Genomic DNA, 24,050 nt, shown 5'->3' with positions numbered 1-24,050 from the left:
GTTACAATGGCGCTCCACCTAGGAGCCTTCATGACCGCCCTGCTCGCCGACTGGCGCCACCGCCCCACCCATCGCCGTGTCTGGGCCCTGGCCGCGCCGATGATCCTGTCGAATATTTCCGTGCCGCTGGTAGCCCTGGTCGACAGCATGGTCATCGGCCATCTGCCCCATGCCCACCAACTGGGCGCCGTGGCCGTCGGCGCCAGCCTGTATACCTTCCTCGCCTGGGCCATGGGCTTCTTGCGCATGGGCTCCACCGGCTTTGCCGCCCAGGCCGCCGGGCGCAATGACGGCGCGGCATTGCGCCAGGTGCTGCTGCAAGGTCTGCTGCTCGCGCTGGGACTGGCCATGTTGCTGGGCACCGTGGGCATTCCGCTCAGCCATCTGGCGCTCGAGTGGATGCAACCCTCGGCCGAACTGAACCAACTGACCCGGGAATTCTTCCATACGCGCCTGTTCGGCCTGCCCGCCGCCCTTGCCAGCTATGCGCTGGTCGGCTGGTTCCTCGGCACCCAGAACGCCCGTGCGCCGTTGGCGATCCTGCTGACCACCAACCTGGTCAATATCGCGCTGAACCTGTGGTTCGTTCTGGGCCTGGATTGGGGCGTGGTCGGCTCCGCCCGCGCCTCGGTGATTGCCGAATGGACCGGTGCCCTGCTCGGCCTAGCCCTCACCCAGAAAGCCTTGCGCGCCTACCCCGGCCATATCGCCTGGGCCGCGCTCAAGCTGTGGCAAAGCTGGCGCCCATTGCTGGCGGTAAACCGCGACATCTTTATCCGCAGCCTGGCGTTGCAGTCGGTGTTTTTCATGATCACCGTACAGGGCGCGCGGCTGGGGGATGCGACCGTGGCGGCCAATGCGCTGTTGCTCAACGGCCTGCTGCTGACGGCACACGCTCTGGACGGCCTCGCTCACGCTGTCGAGGCCCTGTGCGGCCACGCCATCGGCGCACGTGACCGCCAGGCGTTAAGGCGATCATTGGTGGTTGCCTGTGGTTGGTCGCTGATCGCAAGCGTCGGTTTCGCGCTGCTGTTCACCTTCGGCGGCCACCTGTTTATCGCCATGCAAACCGACATTCCCAGCGTGCGCGAAACCGCCGACCGCTACCTGCCCTACCTTGCGGTATTGCCGTTGATTGCGGTGTGGAGTTATCTGCTCGATGGATTGTTTATCGGCGCAACGCGAGCGCGGGAAATGCGCAATGGGATGTTGCTGACGGTGCTGCTGGTGCTGCCGCTTGCGTGGGCATTGCAGGGGTTGGGCAACCACGGGCTGTGGATCACCTTCCTGCTGTTCATGGCGGTGCGCAGTTTGACCCTGTGGGCAATTGCCTGGCGCCTGAATCGGCAAGGGCTGTGGCTCGGAGCCAACTGAAAAAACGCAATCCAAATGTGGGAGGGGGCTTGCCCCCGATAGCAGTACATCAGCAACAAATCAGTTGCCTGACACTCCGCTATCGGGGGCAAGCCCCCTCCCACATTTTTTACGAGGACAGGTAGGAAGAACGGGTCAGGCCCAGGCGCAATGCGTCCAGGAATTGAGTGCGCTCGCTGGCACTGATCTTCGCACTCGCACACTTGTCACGGTAATGCGTCATCAATTCCTCCGGCGACAAGTGCACATAGCGCAGCATGTCTTCGATGGTGTCGTGAGTTTCGATACCGGCGCTGTACACCGAACCGTCTTCACGCTGGTAGATGTTCACCGAGTCGGTGTCACCGAACAGGTTGTGCATATCGCCGAGGATTTCCTGATACGCGCCGACCAGGAAGATACCCAGCAGGTAGTCTTCGCCCTCGTTCAAGGCATGGACCGGCAGGCTGGTCTCGATGCTCTGTTCGTCGACGTACTGCTTGATCTTGCCGTCGGAGTCGCAGGTCAGGTCTTGCAGCACGGCGCGGCGCAGCGGCTCTTCGTCGAGGCGATGCAGCGGCAGAATCGGCAGTACCTGGCCGATGGCCCAGGTGTCCGGCAGGCTCTGGAACACCGAGAAGTTGCAGATGTACTTGTCGGCCAGTTTGTCGTTGAGTTCGTCCAGCACCTGGCGATGCGAACGCTGGCGAGCCTTGAGCGAGTTGTGCAGGCGACGGCACACGGCGAAATAGCACTGTTCGGCCAGGGCTTTCTCGGCCAGGGTCAGCTTGCCGTCGGCGTACTGGGTGGCCACGTCGCTCATGTAGTGAGTGGCGCGCCAGTAGGTTTCGGTGACCATCTCGATATCGGTCGGGCCCAGCAGGTCCACCAGCCATTGCACGGTTTCCGGCAGGCTCTCCTTGTTTTCGATGGTCGGGATTTCGTCGTTGTGTTTCTCGACGTCGGTCACCTGCACCACCAGCATGGCGTGGTGGGCGGTCAGCGAACGGCCACTCTCGGAGAAGATGTGCGGATGCGGCAGGCTCTGCGCGTCGCAGAACTCCTTGAGCATGCCCACCACCACGCCGGCGTAGTCGTCCATGTCGTAGTTGATCGAGCTGGCGTTGCGCGAGTGGGTACCGTCGTAGTCCACGCCCAGGCCGCCGCCCACGTCGATGTGGTCCACCGGCAGGCCAAGGTTGCGCAGTTCGCCGTAGTAACGAATGGCTTCCTTGAACCCGTGCTGGTAGTCGGCCAGGTTGGCGATCTGTGAACCCATGTGAAAGTGCAGCAGGCGGATGCCCTGGTCCAGGCCGGCCGCGCGGAAACGCTCGACCACCGACAGCAGCTGCGCCGCCGACAGACCGAACTTGGACTTCTCGCCACCGGTGTCCGCCCACTTGCTTGAGGCCAGGGACGACAGGCGCACACGCAAGCCCACCTGCGGCTTGACCTTGAGGCTGGCGGCCTCTTCGATCACCAATTCAACTTCGGATTCTTTCTCGATCACGATAAACACATTGTGGCCGAGCTTCTGGCCCATCAGCGCCAGGCGGATGAATTCACGGTCCTTGTAACCGTTGCAGACAATGGTGCCGCCCTTCGGCGCCAGGGCCAGCACGGCCAGCAGCTCCGGCTTGGAGCCGGCTTCCAGGCCGATGGAGACGTTCTGGGTGGCGATGATGTTCTCGATCACCGCTTCCTGCTGGTTCACCTTGATCGGGTAGAGCGCGGTGTACTGGCTCTGGTATTCCAGGCGTTCGATGTTCGAATCGAAGGCACCGGTGAGCTGGCGTACACGGTCTTGCAGGATATCGGGGAAGCGCACCAGCAGCGGCAACGACAGGCCGCTTTTGCGCAGCTCGTCGACTTGCTCGTACAGATCGACAGGCGTGCTGTTCGGACCGTTCGGACGGACTTCTACGCGACCGGCTTCATTGATCGCGAAATAACCGGCCCCCCAATGGCGAATCCCGTAAACACTGCGGCTGTCCGCAACTGTCCATTGGCTGCCATCGTCTTTGCGTGTGCGTCGTACGGACATCGAAGTCCCCTATAAATGAAGGCGAAGGCGCCACCTCAAGCGGAGGCTGGCGCAGTCTAAAGAATGAAAATGACGATTTGCCTGTAAGGGAGGTAGACCTCGCTCGCAGGGCAGAGTTTAGACACAGGCCGGGAAGAGGCTTTCAGCCGCCGGACTTCTTGGCCTTGTAACCGAGCTTGATCAGCTCGGCCAACAGCAACTCGACATGCTCGCCCTGGATTTCGATGACCCCGTCTTTCAACGCGCCACCGGTGCCGCAGCGCTTTTTCAGCGTGGTGGCAAGTTCCTTGAGCGCCTCTTCGGCCAGCGGCACGCCGGTGATGGTGGTCACCGTCTTGCCGCCACGGCCTTTGCTCTCGCGGCGTACGCGGGCAATGCCGTCGCCTTCGGGAATCAGGGTTTGTTTGCAGGTGCACGAATCCACGGGCTGACGGCAGTCCGGGCAGTGTCGACCTGCATCGGTGGAAAATACCAGGCCACCCAGGGCGGCGAAGGATGCGGCTTTCTTGGCCACCGGCAATCCTCTAGGGGATGAAAAGTGGCGCAGTGTAACGGCAAAAAGCCAAGTTGCTAAGGGCCAAATGGCGCCATTTCATGCAACTTTAGCGACGCAACGCCAGATAGCGCCGCAGGCCTTCTTGCGCGTCCGGGCAGTAAGGCTTGTGTTTGGCCTCGCTCAACACCGTTTCAATCGGCAGGAAGCGCGCTTCCATGACTTCTTCGGGCTGCAGGCACAGTGGCCCGTCCCATACCGCCGAGTAGGAGGTGCACCAAAGCCTGCTGTCGCCGTCTTCAAAATAGAAATGGTCATGTTCGATCAATTCCACGCCGCTGACGCCCAGTTCTTCGGCAAGCTCACGGGCCGCCGAATCGGCATAGGTTTCCCCTGCCGCGACCATCCCGCCCGCTGCCGTGTCCCAGAACCCGGGGTACAGCGCTTTGCTCAGGGTGCGCCGATGCACACACAGCTCGCCCCTGGAATTGAACAGGAAGATAAAGGTGCAACGGCCAATCAGCCCGCGGTTGCGCAGGTCGGACCTGACGAGGTTACCGAGCGGGTTGTCATGTTCGTCAACCCACTGGATCAGTTCAGCATCGGAGGCTACCCGGTGGGCGGCCTCCTTTTGAGTAGCGTCCATCATCAACCCTGATTGAGGAGCTGACGCAAATCGATCACTGCAGCGTTGGCCCGGGAAATGTAGTTCGCCATCACCAGCGAATGGTTCGCCAGTACCCCGAAGCCACTGCCGTTGAGAATCATCGGGCTCCACACCGGTTCCTGCGAGGCCTCCAGCTCACGAATGATCTGGCGCACGCTGACGGTGGCGTTTTTCTTGGCCAGCACGTCGGCAAAATCGACTTCGATGGCGCGCAGCAGGTGGGACAGTGCCCATGCCTGGCCACGGGCTTCGTAGAACACGTTGTCGATCTGCATCCAGGGGGTTTCCACCACTTCTTCATCGACCTGCGGCACTTCACCCGGCGCCAGCGCTTCGGTTTTCAGCGCGGTGTTCAGCTTCACGCGGCCCACACTGGCCGACAGGCGTTGCGACAGCGAACCCAGACGGGTGGCGACATCGCCCAGCCAGTTGTTCAGGTTGTCGGCGCGGGCATAGAACAGCGCGCCCTTCTGGTTGGGGTCGGACAGGCGTGCTTCGTAACGGCTCAGGGAATTGATGCCTTCCTGGTATTCCGACTCGCTGGACGGCAGCACCCAGCTCTTGTTGTCAAAGTTGAAACGCGGCTCGGCCTTGGCCAGGTCAGCGTCTTCAGCCGACTGCGACTGGGAACGGGCGAAATCCTTGCGCAGGGCGCGGGTCAGGTCACGTACCTGCACCAGCACGCCGTACTCCCAGCTCGGCATGTTGTCCATCCACAGGCCTGGCGGGAAACGGTCATTGGAAATATAACCGCCGGGCTTGTTGAGCAAGGTGCCGACCACGTTTTTCAGGGTTTCGACGGTGGTGTAGCCGATCACCATCTGTTTGCCTTCCTTCTCGGCGGCAAGCTGGGCGTTTTGCTGGACCGGAAACAACGCCGGCTCCTGGCTCCAATACCAACCCAGGCCACCGGTGACCAGCAGGTACAAGCAGATCACGCTGAGCAAGGCGCGACTCATGAGCAGGTTGCGAACGTAGCTGCGGTTGGCCGACTTGGGCTCAGGGGCGGGGCCTTTGGCACTGCCTTCACGGTTTTTCCAGTCCAGCATGGCGATATCCTTTCAATCACTTGAGTTCATGCACATCAATTGTCCGGGTGCGGTCAAACAATCCGACCACAACCCTACCCCATCGTGCCCATCGGTGCGGCGCTTTTAAACCAGACTGGCGCATACCCGAGGGTGAACTATAAAGGATGCACGCTTTTTACACAGCGCGACCACGAGGTCAAAAAATGAATACCGCCGACGCGTACTTAATTGACGTATGACACTCATACAATAGAAAAGAGGTGCTAGCATAGGGCCACTAGTTGACCTCAGCATGCACCCTCACAGTAGTCAGGATATGACCGAGTCAGAAGACCCCAGCCGCGAGCGTCTCAAGCAGCATTTTGCCCAGCGGGTAATTCATCAGGCACGTCAAATTCTTGAGATCTGGCAGCGCCTGCAACGCAGCGAATGGTCGAACGCCGACTTCTCCGAGCTCAGCGAAGCCAATCTGCGCCTGCTGCGCTTTGCCGAGCGTTTTGAACAGCCCGAGCACCGTCAACTGGCCCAGCACATTGGCGAGTCCCTCAAGGCCGTGGACGAAAACCGTGGCCGCCTGAGCAGCCACCTGATCACCGAACTCAACCGTTTGATGCAGCGCCTGTCGCGCACCGGGCTGCGCCAGGGCGATCAACTCGAGCAAACCCTCCTGCCGCCGATGCGCAAACCGATCTACGTAATGCTGGCCGACCATGACCGCGCCGAGCGCCTGGCCAAGCAGTTGGAATTCTTCGGCATGAGCGCGCAGTCCCTGGACAGCGTCGCAGCGTTTCGCGCCTCCATGGCCGAGCGCCTGCCGTCGGCCATCGTGATGGACGTGGATTTTTGCGGCCCCGGACTGGGGCTCAAACTGGCCGCCGAAGCCCAGCAGGGCCTGGAGCAAAAGCTGCCGCTGCTGTTTTTCAGCCTGCATGAAACCGACACGCCGACGCGCCTGGCCGCCGTGCGCGCCGGCGGCGAAGAATTCCTCACCGGCACGCTGGAAGCCTCAAGCCTGCTGGAAAAGATCGAAGTGCTGACCTGCGTCGCTCAATACGAGCCGTATAAAGTGCTGATCATTGACGACTCCCGTGCCCAGGCCTTGCACACCGAGCGCCTGCTCAACAGCGCCGGCATCGTCACCCGCACCTTGATCGAGCCGATCCAGGCCATGGCCGAGCTGGCGGACTTCCAGCCCGACCTGATCATCCTCGACATGTACATGCCCGCCTGCACCGGCACCGAGCTGGCCAAGGTGATTCGCCACAACGACCGCTATGTCAGCGTGCCGATCATCTACCTGTCGGCCGAAGACGACCTGGACAAACAGCTCGACGCGATGAGCGAAGGCGGTGACGACTTCCTGACCAAGCCGATCAAGCCGCGCCATCTGATCACCACCGTGCGCAACCGCGCGGCGCGTGCGCGCAATCTGAAGGCGCGGATGGTGCGCGACAGCCTGACCGGGCTGTACAACCACACGCATATCCTGCAATTGCTCGAAGACTGCAGCTTCCGCGCCCGTCGCGAAAACAAGCCGCTGAGCTTCGCCATGCTGGATATCGACCACTTCAAGCGGGTCAATGACAGCCACGGTCACCCCATGGGCGATCGCGTCATCAAGAGCTTGGCCCTGTTCCTCAAGCAGCGCCTGCGCAAGACCGATTACATCGGCCGCTATGGCGGTGAGGAATTTGCCATCGTGATGCCCGACACCGACCTCGAATCGGCCTGCAGGGTGCTGGACGACATTCGTGGGCGCTTTGCCGAAATCCACTACCCGGCCCAGCCACAGGACTTATGGTGCACCTTCAGTGCCGGGCTGGTGGAACTGTGCGACGGCTCCGACGGCCTGATGATGGCCGCCCAGGCCGACGAGGCGCTGTACCGTGCCAAGCATGCCGGACGCAACCGCGTGCAGGCGGCTCGCCCATCAAAGCAAAGTGCCATCTTTTCACCGGGATTCACTGATTCGGTCATAACGCTGTAATAGAAACGCAATAACTTCAGGCACTTATCTTTTGCTGTCGGTTGAAACCACGCATGCGCCTGAAGCTGCTGACCAATCTCAATACCCTTCTTCTGGTTGCCGTGTGCCTGGCACTTGGCGCGACGCTGTGGTGGTCGCAACGAGCACTGGAGCGCCCGTACCTGTTGATGGAGCGCTATCTGGGGCTGTCCCAGGCCTTTGAGAACCAGACCGCACGCAATATCGACGACTACCTGGCCAGCGGCGATGCCCTGCGGTTGAGCAGCGCCGGCCAGAGCCTGGAAAGCCTGCTGCAGCAGCTCGACTCACTGCCGCCCGAGTTGGCGCAAAGCCTGCGCCCCAGCCTTGCGGACCTGGATGCCTTCAGCAAAACCGACCTGCTCGCCGCCGGTAAACTGGCCGGCGACCCGCAAGCGCTGCTGCTGCAAGCCGAACGCGAACTGGGGGCGAACCTGGAGCAACTGAGCCAGTACGCCGGCGCGGCCAATTCTGCGGACGCCGCGCGCTACCTGCCGCCGCTGCTGGCGGCCTCGCAACACTTGGGCAAGTTGTCCCTGGCGCGCGAAAAACTGGTCAGCAGCGGGCGCGCCGAGCTGGCCGATGACGTCGAGCGTGAAATCGCCAACATCCGTAGCCAGGCCGACCTGCTGGCACAACTGCCGTTACTGGGCGTGAAGGCCAGCGCCGAATCCAGCACCGACGATTTTTCCGCCTTGATGGGTCTGGAAAACACTGAAAAAACCGAAGCGCTGGACACCGGCGTTGACCTCAAGCGTGAACTCAACGGCCTGTTGACCCGCTACCCCGCCGAACTCAAGCGCACCCGCGAACAGATCCAGCAACGTGCCGACCTCGCCGCCGCCACCCGCACCAAGATCACCGGCGTGCGCCAAGCCATCGCCGGCCTGGAGCCAGTGGTGCGCGCGCAACACGCCAGCATCCAGGGCGAGGTGCGCCTGATACAAGGACTGATGATTGGCCTGATCCTGCTGATCGCCCTGTTGATCGACACCTTGCAGCGTCGCCTGGCGCGGGTGCTGACCGCCCTCGCCCCTGCGCTGTCCACCTGGGCCGAAGGCAACTTCAGCCAGCCGATCGACCTGGGCAGGACCAACCGCGAACTGCACGATATCCAAGCCTCGCTCAACCGCCTGCGTGCTTATCTGGTGGACCTGGTCGGCACGATTCGCGGCAACGCCGAAGAAGTTGCCGGCAGCAGCCGCGCCCTTGCCGAACTGAGCAGCGGCCTGCACGACGGCGCCGAACGCCAAGCCGGGGATACTGCGCAGATCCGTGACTCCCTGGGCGAACTGGAAGCGACCATCCAGCAAGTGGCGGGCGATGCCAGCCAGGCCGCTGGCGCCAGTCGCAGTGCCGGCATCGCCGTGGAACAAGGCCAGCGCGTCATCGGCCTGAGCCTGACCGGGTTGCACGCCCTGGTGGGAGAAGTGCAGCAAAACGCGCAGATGATCGAGAAACTTGCCGAGGAATCCGCCACCATCGGCGGCGTGCTCACGGTGATCCGCTCGATCGCCGACCAGACCAACCTGCTGGCGCTCAATGCCGCTATCGAAGCCGCCCGCGCCGGTGAGGCCGGCCGGGGTTTTGCAGTGGTCGCCGATGAAGTGCGCACCCTGGCCCAACGCACAGCCGGCGCCACCGCCGAAATCCAGGGATTGATCAGCAGCCTGCAAACCGCCGCCCACCAATCGGTGCAAGGCATGCGTGCGCAGGTCGAACACGCCGAAGCCACCGCCGAGCAAGCCCAGGCCGCCGATGGCGCGCTGGACGAAATCGTCGGGGCGATCCAGACTATTTCCGAGACGGCGGTGCGCATCGCTGACGTGACTGCACAGCAAAGCGGGGCCGTGAGCGAGATTCGCGATAACAGCGAACGCATTCACCAACTGGGCGAGGACAACCTGCTGCGTATCGGCCAGGGGCGCAGCCAGGGCGAACACCTGCTGGTGCTGGGCGGGCAGCTCAACACGGCGGTGCAGGCCTTCCGCGTCTAATCTCCCCTCCAGTGGAGATCAAAATGTGGGAGGGGGCTTGCCCCTGATAGCCATAGGTATCTACACAACTCTGTAGCGCCCAACCGTAACCACGATGCGAAGCGAGCCGCTCGTGATCTTGATCTGGCTTTTGATCTTGATCTCAGGCGCCCCGTTAAACCACGCTGGCCGAACGCAGGCTTGAATCCGTGGGTAACCCGGCAGGACGCCGGGTTAGCCGCACTGGGCCATGGATGGCCCATTGCGGCGGCCCACGGATTCAAGCCGGAGAGAGGGCACACCGAGCCTAAGCGAGGTGCCGAGTGGTGGGGCAAGAGCGTTTTGCTTACTTTTGCGCTTTTCAAAAGTGAGCCGCCGTAAGGGCGGAACCCTAAGTGGCCGTGACCGCAGAACCGGATATGTACTCGTTCCAATCCAGCATCCTGGTCGGCCCAGAGGCCGCCATCGGGGGCAAGCCCCCTCCCACATGGGATCTCCCGCGATTTCACGACTGTATTACCCATGACCGAATCCCAAGTCACAGTCACAAATTTCGCGCTATCCTCGCTAATCGTGCTGGCTACTGCATAGAACTGGACAGTCACAAAGGCTTTGCGGCATAGTCGCCGGGTTCTGCGCTACCCCAACCAATAACAAGGAACAGCCGATGGCGACCTTACTGGTTCTTCACGGACCCAACCTGAACCTGCTCGGCACCCGTGAACCGGGCGTCTACGGGGCAGTGACGCTGGAGCAGATCAACCTCGATCTGGAACAGAGGGCCCGTGTTGCCGGCCACCATTTGCTCTACCTGCAAAGCAATGCCGAGTATGAATTGATTGATCGCATCCACGCCGCGCGCGGCGAAGGTGTGGACTTTATTCTGATCAATCCCGCCGCTTTCACGCATACAAGCGTTGCATTACGTGACGCGCTGCTGGCGGTGAGCATCCCATTCATCGAAGTGCATTTATCGAACGTGCACAAACGCGAAGCTTTCCGCCATCACTCTTACTTCTCCGATGTAGCGGTAGGAGTGATCTGCGGCCTTGGCGCCAGCGGTTACCGACTGGCCCTGGAGGCCGCCCTGGAACACGTTGAAGAACAGGCTAAACGCCCCTGACCGACCCTTGGGAGTTGATGATTCATGGATATCCGTAAAGTTAAGAAACTGATCGAACTGCTGGAAGAATCCGGTATCGACGAGCTGGAAATCAAGGAAGGCGAAGAGTCCGTACGGATCAGCCGTCACAGCAAGACCCCGGCCCAACAGTTCTACGCACCCCAGATGCAAGCACCGGCGCCAGCCGCTGCCGCACCTGCCGCCGCCGCTCCAGCCGCAGCACCTGCGGCCCCGGCAGCCCCTGAGCTGAACGGTTTCGTGGTCAAGTCGCCAATGGTCGGTACTTTCTACCGCACCCCGGCACCGACCTCGCCGGCCTTCGTTGAAGTGGGCAAGACCGTGAAAGTGGGCGACACCATCTGCATCGTGGAAGCGATGAAGATGATGAACCACATCACTGCGGAAAAAGCCGGCGTCATTGAATCCATCCTGGTAGAAAACGGTCAGCCGGTTGAGTACGACCAGCCGCTGTTCACCATCGTTTGAACCGCGGAGCACCTTCGATGTTGAAACCTGCGAAGAAACTGCAAAAAGTCCTGATCGCCAACCGCGGCGAGATCGCGCTGCGTATCCTGCGCGCCTGTAAGGAAGAGGGCATCAAGACCGTCGCTGTTTACTCGACGGCCGATACCGAATTGATGCACGTGAAACTGGCGGACGAAAGCATCTGCATCGGCCCGCCACTGGCCACGAACTCGTACCTGAAAGTCTCGAACATCATCGCGGCCGCTGAAGTGACCGGCGCTGATGGCATCCACCCAGGCTACGGCTTCCTCGCGGAAAACGCCGATTTCGCCGAACAGGTGGAAAAATCCGGCTTCGCCTTCATCGGCCCTAAAGCCGAAACCATCCGCCTGATGGGCGACAAGGTTTCGGCCAAGGACGCCATGATTGCAGCCGGCGTGCCAACCGTTCCAGGTTCCGACGGCCCGTTGCCGGAAGACGAGGAAACCGCGCTGCGCATTGGTCGCGAAGTCGGTTACCCGGTGATCATCAAGGCCGCCGGTGGCGGTGGTGGTCGCGGCATGCGCGTGGTGCACAAGGAAGAAGACCTGATCGAAGCCGCCAAGCAGACCCGCTCCGAAGCGGGCGCCTGGTTCGGCAACCCGATGGTCTACCTGGAGAAGTACCTGACCAACCCACGTCACGTGGAAGTGCAGGTACTGTCCGACGGCCAGGGCCACGCGATCCACCTGGGTGACCGCGATTGCTCGCTGCAACGTCGTCACCAGAAGGTCCTGGAAGAAGCGCCGGCACCGGGTCTGGACGAAAAGGCTCGCCAGGAAGTCCTGGCGCGCTGCGTCAAGGCGTGCATCGACATCAACTACCGTGGCGCCGGTACTTTCGAGTTCCTCTACGAGAACGGCCGTTTCTACTTCATCGAGATGAACACTCGCGTGCAGGTAGAACACCCGGTTTCGGAGATGGTCACCGGTATCGACATCGTCAAGGAGATGCTCAGCATCGCCGCCGGCAACGTGCTGTCCTTCACCCAGGACGACGTGAAGATCCACGGCCACTCCCTGGAGTGCCGAATCAACGCCGAAGACCCGCAAACCTTCATGCCGAGCCCTGGCCTGGTCAAGCATTTCCACGCGCCCGGCGGCAACGGCGTACGTGTGGATTCGCACCTGTACAGCGGCTACAAGGTTCCGTCCAACTACGACTCGCTGATCGGCAAGCTGATCACCTGGGGCGCGACCCGCGACGAGGCCATGGCCCGCATGCGCAACGCCCTGGACGAAATCGTGGTCGACGGCATCAAGACCAACATCCCGCTGCATCGGGACCTGGTTCGTGATGAAGGCTTCTGCGAAGGTGGTGTGAACATTCACTACCTGGAACACAAGCTGGCCAACCAGTAAGTGCTCCACCCAACAAAGCCGCCTTCGGGCGGTTTTGTTGTTTGTGCACCCCAACTTTCAGGCCATACACAGTCCAAATGTGGGAGGGGGCTTGCCCCCGATTGCGGTGTGTCAGTCTCAGTATCTGTATCTGATCCACCGCTATCGGGGGCAAGCCCCCTCCCACATTTGCTCCGCATTCATTCAGTAATGTCGTCTTCTGCCGTTCGCTCGCGTAAACTTGCGCGCTTTCGCGGCCTACGCGCTGCACACTCATTTTTTTCAAAGGTGCCCGCCATGCCTTGGCTGCAAGTTCGTCTCGCCATCAGCCCGGAACAAGCCGAAACCTACGAAGACGCTTTCCTCGAAGTCGGCGCCGTGTCGGTGACTTTCATGGATGCCGAAGACCAGCCGATCTTCGAACCGGAACTCAACACCACCCCGCTGTGGTCCCACACCCATCTGCTGGCCCTGTTCGAAGACGGCACCGATGCCGCCGCCGTGCTGGCGCATATGGAATTGCTCACCGGCGGCCCGCTGCCCGAGCATCACAGCGAAGTGATCGAAGACCAGGACTGGGAACGCAGCTGGATGGATAACTTCCAGCCCATGCGCTTCGGCCAGCGCCTGTGGATCGTACCGAGCTGGCACGCCGCACCCGAGCCGGAGGCCGTCAATCTGTTGCTGGACCCGGGCCTGGCGTTCGGCACCGGCACTCACCCCACCACCGCGCTGTGCCTGGAATGGCTGGACGGCCAGGACCTGACCGACTGCAACGTGCTCGACTTCGGCTGCGGCTCGGGGATCCTGGCGATCGCCGCCCTGCTGCTGGGCGCCAACGAAGCCGTGGGCACCGATATCGACGTGCAAGCACTGGAAGCTTCCCGCGATAACGCCGGGCGCAACCACATTCCTGAAGGCAAATTCCCACTCTATCTGCCTGAGGACCTGCCCCAGGTGCAGGCCGATGTGCTGGTCGCCAATATCCTCGCCGGGCCGCTGGTGTCACTGGCACCGCAGCTGTCGAGCCTGGTCAGGCCGGGCGGGCGCCTGGCGCTGTCGGGCATCCTCGCCGAGCAGGGCGAAGAGGTCGCTGCCGCCTACGCCAGGGATTTCGAGCTGGACCCCATCGCCAACCGTGACGGTTGGGTGCGCATCAGTGGACGTCGGCGCTAGAATGAGCGCTTGCCTGAATCGGATGGCCGCATGACCGACAGTTTCGTCACCCAGTGCCCGCATTGCCAGTCGCGCTTTCGCGTCAGCCACGCTCAGTTGAACGTGGCCCGCGGCGTGGTGCGCTGCGGCTCGTGCCTGCAAGTGTTCAATGCCGCTCGCCAGTTGCTGGAGCAACGGGCGCAAATGCAACCTGGCCACGCTCCTGACCAAGCTCCTGACTATGCTCCCGACCACGCCCCGGTGCTTGAGCCTGCCGCCGAAGCCCCACGCGCCATCAGCCAGAAGCAGTGGACGGCCGAAGAACTGGACCTGGACAACCTGGACCTGGACGAAGAGCTGGCCAAACTCGAGCGCCGCGAGATTCAGCACACCCAGCCCGTCGGCGCAGAAAGGCGCCAGCCGGGGGCCGACCGCCGGCACAAGGACGACGCCCTCAGCGCCAGTCGCCATACGGTCAAGGCCGAGGAAGAAAAATGGGCCGCCAGTCTGTTCAGCGAGCCGCCGCAGGAACGCGACCTGCCCGCCGAAGCGGAACCTGCGCTGAGTGCACGCACCGAACCGTCCATGTCCTTTCACACCGACGATATCGACGACGAGCCGCCACTGCGCGAGGCCCCGCACGACGACGATGATCCGGACCCACCGTTCACGCCCCTGACCCCGGCGGCGAACGCAGTCGACGAGCGTGCGCAATCGCGGCGCAAGCGAGTGCGCGCCGATTCCAGCGCCCACGACGACCTGTTCCAGGAGCTGGAAGACGATCCGCTGCACCTGTATGCGCACAAGCGCGCGTCAGGCTGGGGTCGCCGCCTGATCTGGATCGTGCTGGTACTGCTGGCTGCCGCCGGCCTGGCAGGCCAGTACATCGCCTACCAATTCGACGAACTGGCCCGCCAGGACACCTACCGCCCGTGGTTCCAGCAACTGTGCCCGTCCTTGGGCTGCAGCGTGCCATCGCGGGTCGACATCGCCCATATCAAGAGCAGCAACCTGGTGGTGCGCAGCCACCCGGAGTTCGCCGGGGCCCTGGTGGTGGATGCGATCATCTACAACCGCGCAACCTTCTCCCAGCCCTTCCCGCTGCTGGAACTGCGCTTTGCCGACCTCAACGGCGGCCTGATCGCCAGTCGGCGCTTCAAGCCCGCCGAATACCTCAGCGGCGAATTGGCCGGGGTCAGCGAAATGCCGTCGCAGGTGCCGATCCACATCTCCCTGGACATCCTCGACCCCGGCAACAAAGCCGTGAATTACAGCCTGACCTTCCATTCGCCCGAATGAAGCCACGCCGCAACCGTGGTTTGACGACGGATTATTGACTGCACCGGCGTCAACCAAACCGATGGCGATAAAAAAATAACTGTTCAGATTTTATCCAATTCAGCCTTTATCCAGTCATCGAGAGCGGGTATCATGCCAACCCTTTTTCGAACTCTAATGATCCGGCCCCACAACAGGGAAGTCCTATGTCGGCGGTACGCATCGGCCCATATACATTGCACAACGGCTTGATCCTCGCCCCGATGGCGGGCGTCACGGACCAGCCCTTTCGTCAGCTCTGCAAACGTTTGGGCGCGGGTCTAGTAGTCTCTGAAATGGTCACCAGCGACATGAGTTTGTGGAACACCCGCAAGTCGCGGATGCGCATGATCCACGAAGGTGATCCCGAGCCGCGCTCGGTGCAGATCGCCGGGGGAGATGCGCAGATGCTGGCGGATGCGGCCAGGGCCAATGTGGAGCTGGGCGCGCAGATCATTGATATCAACATGGGCTGCCCGGCCAAGAAGGTCTGCAACAAGGCCGCCGGTTCCGCCCTGTTGAAAGATGAGCAGTTGGTTGCCGAGATCCTGCAGGCCGTTGTCGCCGCAGTCGATGTGCCGGTGACCCTGAAGATTCGTACCGGTTGGGACCGGGACAACAAGAATGGCCTGACGGTGGCGAAGATCGCCGAACAGGCGGGTATTGCAGCGCTGGCGGTGCATGGCCGCACCCGCGCCGACCTTTATACCGGGGAAGCCGAGTACGACACGGTTGCCGCGATCAAGCAGGCCGTGTCGATGCCGGTGTTTGCCAATGGCGATATCGATTCAGCCGAAAAAGCCCGGCGCGTGCTGCACGCCACCGGTGCCGACGGCTTGTTGATCGGCCGGGCCGCCCAGGGGCGGCCATGGATTTTCCGTGAAATCGAGCATTTCCTGCGTACCGGCGACGTGTTGCCGGCACCGGGACTGACCGAGGTGGAACGTATTCTGCTGGAGCATCTGGCCGCCCTGCACGCCTTCTATGGGGACGTGATGGGCGTACGTATTGCTCGCAAGCATGTCGGCTGGTACCTCGCCACCTTGCCGGGCGCCAAGGAATTGCGCGCTCAGTTCAATCGTTTGGATGAAACGCAGGCACAGGTCGCCATCGTTCGTGAATTCTTCGCCGAACGTGACAAGAGCCTGGCAACAGGGGATGGAGAAGGGGTGGCCGCATGACCTTGATGACCGAGACTTTAGTGAGTGGAACAGCACCCGTGAGCGACAACGTCAATTTGAAACAGCACCTCAACACGCCGAGCGAAGAAGGCCAGACCCTTCGCGGGAGTGTCGAGAAGGCGCTGCACAATTATTTCGCCCACCTCGAGGGTGCTTCCGTCACGGACGTGTACAACCTGGTGCTCTCCGAAGTCGAGGCGCCCCTGCTCGAAAGCGTGATGAACTACGTCAAGGGCAACCAGACCAAAGCCAGTGAGCTGCTGGGCCTCAATCGTGGGACCTTGCGCAAAAAGCTCAAGCAGTACGATTTGCTGTAAGCATTCAATCAAACCAGAAAGGCGCCCGCGTAAAAACGGTCGCCTTTTTTGCTGACTCCTTTGCTTTTGATGGAAATTGAAATGACCGACCAGACTACCCGCCTGCCGATCCGCCGCGCCTTGATCAGTGTTTCCGACAAGACCGGGATCCTCGAATTTGCCCGGGAGCTGGAAGCCCTGGGCGTGGAAATCCTCTCCACGGGCGGGACCTTCAAACTGCTGCAGGACAACGGCGTGGCCGCAGTAGAAGTCGCGGACTACACCGGTTTCGCGGAAATGATGGACGGTCGGGTCAAAACCCTGCACCCGAAAATTCACGGCGGCATCCTCGGTCGTCGCGGTATCGACGACGCCATCATGACCGAGCACGGCATCAAGCCGATCGACCTGGTGGCCGTCAACCTCTACCCCTTCGAAGCCACCATCAACAAGCCAGGCTGCGACCTGCCGACCGCCATCGAAAACATCGATATCGGCGGCCCGACCATGGTCCGCTCGGCGGCCAAGAACCATAAAGACGTGGCCATCGTGGTCAATGCCGGCGACTACGCCAACGTCCTGGAAAGCCTGAAGGCCGGTGGCCTGACCTACGCCCAGCGTTTCGACCTGATGCTCAAGGCGTTCGAACACACCGCCGCCTACGACGGCATGATCGCCAACTACATGGGCACCGTGAACCAGGCCGCCGAGACCTTGAGCACAGAAGGCCGCAGCCAGTTCCCGCGCACCTTCAACAGCCAGTTCATCAAGGCCCAGGAAATGCGCTACGGCGAGAACCCGCACCAGAGCGCGGCGTTCTACGTGGAGGCAAAACCGGCCGAAGTCGGCATTGCCACTGCGACCCAGCTGCAAGGCAAGGAGCTGTCCTACAACAACGTGGCCGACACCGACGCCGCGCTGGAATGCGTGAAGAGCTTCGTCAAGCCGGCCTGCGTGATCGTCAAGCACGCCAACCCGTGCGGCGTGGCGGTGAGCCCGGACGCTGAAGGCGGGATTCGCCAGGCCTACGAACTGGCCTACGCCACCGACACCGAATCGGCGTTCGGCGGCATCATCGCCTTCAACCGCGAACTGGACGCCGAGACCGCCAAGGCGATCGTCGAGCGCCAGTTCGTTGAAGTGATCATCGCGCCAAGCGTCAGCGAAGAGGCCCGCGCCATCGTCGCGGCCAAAGCCAATGTGCGCCTGCTGGCCTGCGGTGAATGGTCAGCTGACCGCGCCGCTGCCTGGGACTACAAGCGCGTCAACGGCGGCCTGCTGGTACAGAGCCGCGACATCGGCATGATCGGCAGCGAAGACCTGAAAGTCGTGACCAAACGCGCGCCCACCGAGCAAGAGATCAACGACCTGATCTTCGCCTGGAAAGTGGCCAAGTACGTCAAATCCAACGCCATCGTCTACGCCAAGAACCGCCAGACCATCGGTGTCGGCGCCGGCCAGATGAGCCGTGTGAACTCGGCGCGTATCGCCGCGATCAAGGCTGAACACGCCGGCTTGCAGGTGGTGGGCTCGGTGATGGCGTCCGATGCGTTCTTCCCGTTCCGTGATGGCCTGGACAATGCCGCGAAAGCCGGCGTGACCGCCGTGATCCAACCGGGTGGCTCGATGCGTGATGCTGAAGTGATCGCCGCCGCTGATGAAGCCGGCATTGCGATGGTCTTCACCGGCATGCGCCACTTCCGCCACTGATTGATCGTTCCCACGCTCCGCGTGGGAATGCCTCTTGTGACGCTCCGCGTCACGCTTGGGACGCAGAGCGTCCCGGACTGCATTCCCACGCAGAGCGTGGGAACGATCAGCCCACAGAATTTGAGGTTTTTGAAATGAATGTTTTGATCATTGGCAGCGGTGGCCGTGAACACGCCCTGGCCTGGAAAGTTGCCCAGGACCCCCGTGTACAGAAAGTCTTCGTTGCGCCCGGCAACGCCGGTACCGCCATTGAAGCCAAGTGCGAAAACGTCGCCATCGACGTACTGGCGCTTGAGCAACTGGCGGACTTTGCCGAAAAGAACGTCTCCCTGACCATCGTCGGTCCGGAAGTCCCATTGGTTGCCGGCGTCGTCGACCTGTTCCGCAGCCGTGGCCTGGATTGCTTCGGCCCGACCGCCGGCGCCGCTCAACTGGAAGGCTCGAAAGCCTTCACCAAGGACTTCCTGGCGCGCCACAAGATCCCGACCGCCGACTACCAGAACTTCACCGAGATAGAGCCGGCCCTGGCTTACCTGCGTGAAAAAGGTGCGCCGATCGTGATCAAGGCCGACGGCCTGGCCGCCGGTAAAGGCGTGATCGTCGCCATGACCCTGCAGGAAGCCGAGGACGCCGTACGCGACATGCTCGCCGGTAACGCCTTTGGTGATGCCGGTTCGCGCGTGGTCATCGAGGAATTCCTCGACGGCGAAGAAGCCAGCTTCATCGTGATGGTCGACGGCAAGAACGTCTTGCCGATGGCCACCAGTCAGGACCACAAGCGCGTCGGCAACGGCGACAGCGGCCCGAACACCGGCGGCATGGGTGCTTATTCCCCGGCGCCGGTGGTCACCGCCCAGGTGCACCAGCGCGTCATGGACCTGGTGATCTGGCCGACCGTGCGCGGCATGGCCGACGAAGGCAACGTCTACACCGGTTTCCTCTACGCCGGCCTGATGATCGACAAAGCCGGCAACCCGAAAGTCATCGAGTTCAACTGCCGCTTCGGCGACCCGGAAACCCAACCGGTGATGTTGCGCCTGCAATCGAGCCTGGTGCTGCTGGTGGAGGCCGCGCTGGCCCAGGCCCTGGACAAGGTCGAAGCACAGTGGGACCCACGCCCGAGCGTCGGCATCGTGCTCGCGGCCGGCGGTTACCCTGCCGATTACGCCAAGGGCGATGTGATTGAAGGCCTGGACGCCGCGGCTGCGCTGGAAGGCAAAGTGTTTCATGCCGGCACTGCGCTGCAGGACGGCAAGGTCGTCACCGCCGGTGGCCGCGTGCTGTGCGCCACCGCGATGGGCGCCAGCGTCGACGCCGCGCAGCAGCAAGCGTACAAGTTGGCCGCGAAAATCGACTGGAAAGGCTGCTTCTACCGCACTGATATCGGTTACCGCGCCATTGCCCGTGAACGCGGCGAGAACCACTGAGTAGCTATCCGTTCGGGTAGGTAAGGGCCTCTGGCCCTTGCCGTACTCATGCCGCCCCGCGCATAGTTAACCCGTGCATTCACCTACGAAGGGACTTCGCCGTGCGCTGGCTCAGGATCGCCTTAGGTTTTACCGTCAGTCTGCTGACCCTGCTCTGCCTGGTCCCGGCTCAAGCCGCGGCGCAAGGCAGTGGTTGGGCAGTCTTGCTCGATGATCAGGCCGACCTGCAACTGAGCGACATCCGTTCCTCGCGCTACACCAATCAATTCAGCCCCATCGAACTGGACCGGATTACCGCCGCGCCGCCGGACGGTGCGTTGTGGGTACGCTTCAAGCTGCAACCCGGCAAGCATGAACAGGTGCTGCGGGTGTTTGCCCCGGACTTGTCGAGCCTGAGCCTGTATGTGCTGGACGGCAACAGCCTGGTGGAGCAGCAGACCACCGGCACGCGCCAACCCCAGGCCGAGCGACCGCTGCCCAGCAGTGACTTCATGCTGCCGATGCCACAGAGCCAGCGCCCGCTCGAGGTTTACCTGCGCCTGGTGTCGGAACACGAGCTGCGCCCCTATATCACCCTGGAACCCGCCGTACTCGCCGCCGCCAACCAGAACCAGACGCTGGTCTACGGCTTGCTGTTCGGCGTCCTGCTGATGCTGATCCTGCATAACCTCACGCGCTTCGCCTACCACCGCTCGCGCAGCAGCCTGTGGCTGGCCGCGTGTGAGTTCTTGCTGATGCTCAGCCTGGCGCTGTTGCTCAACGTGGTGGGGCCGTGGCTGCCCAACTGGCACGCGATCCAGACCCCCGGCGCCTACCTCGCCCTGCTGCTGACCGCGCCGTGCGGGCTGATGTTTGCCTACCGCTTCTTCATGCCGCTGGGCCCGCACCCGCTGAACAAACTGTTGATGGCCGACATATTGGTGATCGTGCTGTGTGGCCTGCTGCTGTTGTTCGTCAACACCCTGCCGCTGAACATCATCACCTATGCCCTGGTGGCGCTGGCCGGCCTGAGCATGCTGTTTGTATCGGCCTATCACTGGCAACGGGGCTATCGTCCGGCGCGCCTGTTCGTGGCGGGGATGGTGGTGTTCAACATCGGCACGCTGATCATTCTTCCCGCCCTGCTCGGCCTCACGTTGTTGGCACCGCAAGGCCTGATCATCACCCTGCTGAGTTTCATCTGCATCAGCGGCCTGCTGATGAGCCTGGCCCTCGGCGAACGCCAGCGCGCCATTGTTGAAACGCGCTTCAGCCTCAGCCGCGACCTGGCCGCGAGCAATGCCGAAATCGCGGCCAAGGCCGAGTTCCTGGCGAAGATCAGCCACGAAATCCGCACCCCCATGAACGGCGTGCTGGGCATGACCGAGTTGCTGCTGGGCACGCCGTTGTCGGTGAAACAACGCGACTACGTGCAGACCATTCACAGCGCCGGCAACGAATTGCTCACGCTGATCAACGAAATCCTCGACATCTCCAAGCTCGAATCGGGGCAGATCGAACTCGATGATGTGCAGTTCGACCTCAACGCGCTGATCGACGACTGCCTGAGCATCTTCCGCGCCAAGGCCGAGCAGCAGAATGTCGAGCTGATCAGCTTTATCCAGCCCCAGGTGCCGCGCGTGATCAGCGGTGACCCGACACGCCTGCGCCAGGCGCTGTTGAGCCTGCTGGAAAACGCCCTGCATAAAACCGACGAGGGCGAAGTGCTGATCGTCGTTGCCCTCGACGAGCGCAGCACCCAGCCACGCCTGCGCATTGCCGTGCAAGACAGCGGCGTGCCCATGGACGCCGCCGAGCGCGACGCCCTGATGCACAGCGAACTGCACAGCAAGAACTTTCTCTCGGCCACACGCTTGAGCGGCCACCTGGGCCTGGTGATCGCACGCCAGTTGATCCTGTTGATGAACGGCGAATTCGGCGTCAAGAGCGGCAGCCACCAGGGCAGCACCCTGTGGCTGACCCTGCCGTTGGACCCCGAACGCCTTGAGCACCCGACCTCCGATCTCGACGGCCCGCTCAAGGACGCACGGGTACTGGTGGTGGACGACAACGACACCTGCCGCAAGGTGCTGCTGCAGCAATGCTCGGCCTGGGGCCTGAACGTCAGCGCCGTGGCTTCGGGCAAAGAGGCCCTGGCCCTGCTGCGCACCAAGGCGCACCTGCGCGATTACTTCGACGTGGTGTTGCTGGACCAGAACATGCCCGGCATGACCGGCATGCAACTGGCGGCCAAGATCAAGGAAGACCCGAGCCTGAACCACGATATCCTGCTGATCATGCTCACCGGCATCAGCAACGCGCCGAGCAAGATCATCGCGCGCAACTGCGGGATCAAGCGCATCCTCGCCAAGCCGGTGGCCGGTTATACGCTCAAGACCACCCTGGCCGACGAACTGACCCAGCGCAGCAAAGGCGCCCCCCACCCTCGCCTCGCTCCCGCCGCGCCGGCAGCCATTACCGTGCCCAGCGACTTCCGCATCCTGGTGGCCGAGGACAACAGTATCTCCACCAAAGTGATACGCGGCATGCTCGGCAAGCTCAACCTCAACCCGGATACCGCCAGCAACGGCGAAGAAGCGTTGGAGGCGATGAAAGCCCAGCGCTATGACCTGGTGCTGATGGACTGTGAAATGCCGATCCTCGATGGTTTCTCCGCCACCCAGCAGCTGCGCGCGTGGGAGGTCAGCCACCAACGTGTGCGCACGCCGGTGGTGGCGCTAACGGCGCATATTCTCTCGGAACATAAAGAACGCGCGCGCCAGGCGGGGATGGACGGGCATATGGCCAAGCCGGTGGAACTGTCACAGCTGCGCGAGCTGGTGGATTACTGGGTTGTGCAGCGCCAGCAACGCCCGGAACACGCGCCGTCCTGATTGAAATCCAATCAAATGTGGGAGGGGCGGTGCGACGATTCGACTTGCCCCCGATAGCGGTGGGTCAGCCACAGATGTATCTGCTGACACTCCGCAATCGGGGGCAAGCCCCCTCCCACATTTGATTCGCGTCGCCTGATAGACTCCTCCACACTTCCACCGCCCGCGAGTCCCCCCATGCTCCACGTGTTATTCAGCGTTTACCTGAAGATGCTGGTGCTCTACAGCCCGTTCTTCGTGCTGTCCTGCTTTATCAGCCTGACCCGCGGCTATTCCAGCAAGGAGCGGCGGCGCCTGGCCTGGAAAGTCGCGTTGGCGACGCTGGTGTCGAGCGTGCTGCTGTACCTGTTCGGGAGGGTCATTTTCAGTGTGTTCGGCATCACCGTGGACGCGTTCCGCATCGGCGCCGGCAGCGTGCTGTTTATCTCCGCCCTGGGCATGGCCCAAGGCAAGTCGGCGGTACAAACCGATAACGTGCAGCAGGACGTGACCATCGTACCGCTGACCATCCCGCTCACGGTCGGCCCCGGCACCATCGGTGCATTGCTGGTAATGGGGGTGAGCCAGCCCCATTGGGACGACAAGCTCACCGCCATCCTCAGCATCGCCCTGGCCAGTCTCACGGTGGGGGTGGTGCTGTACCTGTCCAATCGGATCGAACGCATTCTTGGCGACCAGGGCTTGCAGATTGTCAGCCGGTTGATGGGCTTGTTCGTGTGCGCCCTGGCCGCGCAAATTATCTTTACCGGGGTCCGTGGCTATCTGGTGACCTAGATCCGGTATTTGGCGATGGCCGACTGCACGTTGTCACCCGCACTGTCGCGCATCAGTTGCAGGGTCTGTTCATTGACCACCGAGGTGTTGAGCACCAGGCAGGTCTGCCCGCTGAAGGCCTCGAACGATGAGCTGTCCCATTCAAGGAACGGCAACCCCACCTGCTTGCTCACGCCATGGCTGCTGTAGGTCACCAGGACCATCATCACTTCGCCATTGGTTTCAGCGCAGGACGCCACGCCGAAGTCACCGCCCTGGTGCACGCTGCTGTTGCGTTTGAACAAATCGAAAGATGCCGGCAGTTGCTTCAAGGTCTCCAGCGCATCGGCGGCCAGTTTCGGCAGCAGGCTGAGCAACGGCCCCGACATGGACATCGAGGCGAGCATTGCGCCGATGATATTCAGCGCCGTCAGTTGCACCGTCAGCCCCCTGCCCGCGCGCGAGACGCGCTCGAAGCTGCTGCGCACCGGCAGCCAGCCGAGGCTGACCATCACTTTGATAAATTCGTCGTACCAGGCCTCGGTGCCCCGATGCACCTTCAATACATCGCTCACGTAACTGCTGGCCAGCAGGTAGCTTTTACGGATGTATTCGCGGTTAAGCCCGGACAGCCCCTCGGCAAAGGAAATCACACCGTTGTTGACCACCGCCGCATTGCAGTCATCTTCGGTGTCCAGCGGTAACGTCGCGGGCGTGCCCGGCGCGCCCGGCAATTTGTAGGCGGCAATCAGCTTGCGCCGTTTTGTACTGTTGATCCTTCTGTGGTGTCGCTCCATTTCCC

19 protein-coding genes are annotated in these 24,050 nt (G+C 62.1%); 14 read left to right on the top strand and 5 right to left on the bottom strand.

The annotated features are described in order from the left end of the window. The first annotated feature begins 30 nt into the window (after nucleotides 1-30). Entirely contained in the window at nucleotides 31-1,374 is a 1,344-nt protein-coding gene (locus tag J1G34_RS12810) for an MATE family efflux transporter (protein ID WP_222994140.1), read from the top strand. Between the two features lie 109 nt (nucleotides 1,375-1,483). Here J1G34_RS12810 and speA read toward each other — a convergent pair whose 3' ends face one another. The 4 genes from speA to J1G34_RS12790 form a co-directional block, all read right to left on the bottom strand. Continuing rightward, on the bottom strand, nucleotides 1,484-3,397 hold the full coding sequence (gene speA, locus J1G34_RS12805; protein WP_065883466.1) for an arginine decarboxylase: 1,914 nt from the start codon (nucleotides 3,395-3,397) through the stop codon (nucleotides 1,484-1,486). Between the two features lie 142 nt (nucleotides 3,398-3,539). Then, a complete protein-coding gene (locus tag J1G34_RS12800) occupies nucleotides 3,540-3,911 on the bottom strand; it encodes a translation initiation factor Sui1 (protein WP_057724111.1) in 372 nt (123 codons plus the stop codon). A gap of 88 nt (nucleotides 3,912-3,999) precedes the next feature. Continuing rightward, entirely contained in the window at nucleotides 4,000-4,536 is a 537-nt protein-coding gene (locus J1G34_RS12795) for an NUDIX hydrolase (RefSeq protein ID WP_065894607.1), read from the bottom strand. A gap of 2 nt (nucleotides 4,537-4,538) precedes the next feature. Continuing rightward, the gene (locus J1G34_RS12790; RefSeq protein ID WP_065883460.1) at nucleotides 4,539-5,606 is read right to left on the bottom strand and encodes a DUF2333 family protein; all 1,068 of its coding nucleotides are present in this window, start codon (nucleotides 5,604-5,606) and stop codon (nucleotides 4,539-4,541) included. Nucleotides 5,607-5,904: 298 nt separating this feature from the next. Between J1G34_RS12790 and J1G34_RS12785 the strand changes: the two genes are divergently transcribed. From J1G34_RS12785 to J1G34_RS12725, 13 genes are all read left to right on the top strand, one after another. After that, on the top strand, nucleotides 5,905-7,575 hold the full coding sequence (locus J1G34_RS12785; RefSeq protein ID WP_065897679.1) for a response regulator: 1,671 nt from the start codon (nucleotides 5,905-5,907) through the stop codon (nucleotides 7,573-7,575). Nucleotides 7,576-7,628: 53 nt separating this feature from the next. Then, complete coding sequence (locus J1G34_RS12780) at nucleotides 7,629-9,590, top strand: methyl-accepting chemotaxis protein (RefSeq protein WP_122562057.1); 1,962 nt, start codon at nucleotides 7,629-7,631, stop codon at nucleotides 9,588-9,590. Nucleotides 9,591-10,236: 646 nt separating this feature from the next. Then, nucleotides 10,237-10,692, top strand: a complete 456-nt coding sequence (gene aroQ, locus J1G34_RS12775) for a type II 3-dehydroquinate dehydratase (protein WP_057724120.1) — start codon at nucleotides 10,237-10,239, stop codon at nucleotides 10,690-10,692. Between the two features lie 24 nt (nucleotides 10,693-10,716). Continuing rightward, nucleotides 10,717-11,178, top strand: a complete 462-nt coding sequence (gene accB, locus J1G34_RS12770; RefSeq protein ID WP_065894602.1) for an acetyl-CoA carboxylase biotin carboxyl carrier protein — start codon at nucleotides 10,717-10,719, stop codon at nucleotides 11,176-11,178. 17 nt (nucleotides 11,179-11,195) lie between these two features. Next, entirely contained in the window at nucleotides 11,196-12,557 is a 1,362-nt protein-coding gene (gene accC / locus J1G34_RS12765) for an acetyl-CoA carboxylase biotin carboxylase subunit (RefSeq protein ID WP_065894600.1), read from the top strand. A gap of 276 nt (nucleotides 12,558-12,833) precedes the next feature. Further along, the gene (gene prmA, locus J1G34_RS12760; protein ID WP_065936091.1) at nucleotides 12,834-13,712 is read left to right on the top strand and encodes a 50S ribosomal protein L11 methyltransferase; all 879 of its coding nucleotides are present in this window, start codon (nucleotides 12,834-12,836) and stop codon (nucleotides 13,710-13,712) included. Nucleotides 13,713-13,742: 30 nt separating this feature from the next. Then, nucleotides 13,743-14,990, top strand: coding sequence for a DUF3426 domain-containing protein (locus J1G34_RS12755; RefSeq protein ID WP_065936090.1), 1,248 nt, complete (start codon nucleotides 13,743-13,745; stop codon nucleotides 14,988-14,990). Nucleotides 14,991-15,175: 185 nt separating this feature from the next. Beyond that, nucleotides 15,176-16,189, top strand: a complete 1,014-nt coding sequence (gene dusB, locus J1G34_RS12750; RefSeq protein WP_065883448.1) for a tRNA dihydrouridine synthase DusB — start codon at nucleotides 15,176-15,178, stop codon at nucleotides 16,187-16,189. After that, entirely contained in the window at nucleotides 16,186-16,506 is a 321-nt protein-coding gene (gene fis / locus J1G34_RS12745) for a DNA-binding transcriptional regulator Fis (RefSeq protein WP_007250933.1), read from the top strand. Before dusB ends, fis begins: the two co-directional genes overlap by 4 nt. Before the next feature lie 81 nt (nucleotides 16,507-16,587). After that, entirely contained in the window at nucleotides 16,588-18,195 is a 1,608-nt protein-coding gene (gene purH / locus J1G34_RS12740; RefSeq protein WP_222994139.1) for a bifunctional phosphoribosylaminoimidazolecarboxamide formyltransferase/IMP cyclohydrolase, read from the top strand. 134 nt (nucleotides 18,196-18,329) lie between these two features. After that, nucleotides 18,330-19,622, top strand: a complete 1,293-nt coding sequence (purD, locus tag J1G34_RS12735; protein ID WP_065883445.1) for a phosphoribosylamine--glycine ligase — start codon at nucleotides 18,330-18,332, stop codon at nucleotides 19,620-19,622. 101 nt (nucleotides 19,623-19,723) lie between these two features. Then, complete coding sequence (locus J1G34_RS12730) at nucleotides 19,724-22,495, top strand: hybrid sensor histidine kinase/response regulator (protein WP_065894592.1); 2,772 nt, start codon at nucleotides 19,724-19,726, stop codon at nucleotides 22,493-22,495. 177 nt (nucleotides 22,496-22,672) lie between these two features. After that, the gene (locus J1G34_RS12725) at nucleotides 22,673-23,269 is read left to right on the top strand and encodes a MarC family protein (RefSeq protein WP_065883442.1); all 597 of its coding nucleotides are present in this window, start codon (nucleotides 22,673-22,675) and stop codon (nucleotides 23,267-23,269) included. On the opposite strand, the gene J1G34_RS12720 is transcribed toward J1G34_RS12725, so the two are convergent. Then, nucleotides 23,266-24,045 (bottom strand): hypothetical protein, encoded by a 780-nt coding sequence (locus tag J1G34_RS12720; RefSeq protein WP_065894591.1) that lies wholly within the window; start codon nucleotides 24,043-24,045, stop codon nucleotides 23,266-23,268. The two genes, J1G34_RS12725 and J1G34_RS12720, sit on opposite strands and share 4 nt — an antisense overlap. Between the last annotated feature and the right edge of the window lie 5 nt (nucleotides 24,046-24,050).

The sequence above is a fragment of the Pseudomonas sp. Wu6 genome (genome assembly GCF_019891515.1).
Lineage (GTDB): Bacteria > Pseudomonadota > Gammaproteobacteria > Pseudomonadales > Pseudomonadaceae > Aquipseudomonas > Aquipseudomonas orientalis_A.
Note: the sequence above shows the minus strand (reverse complement) of the source record. Positions and strands in the feature narration are given on the sequence as shown.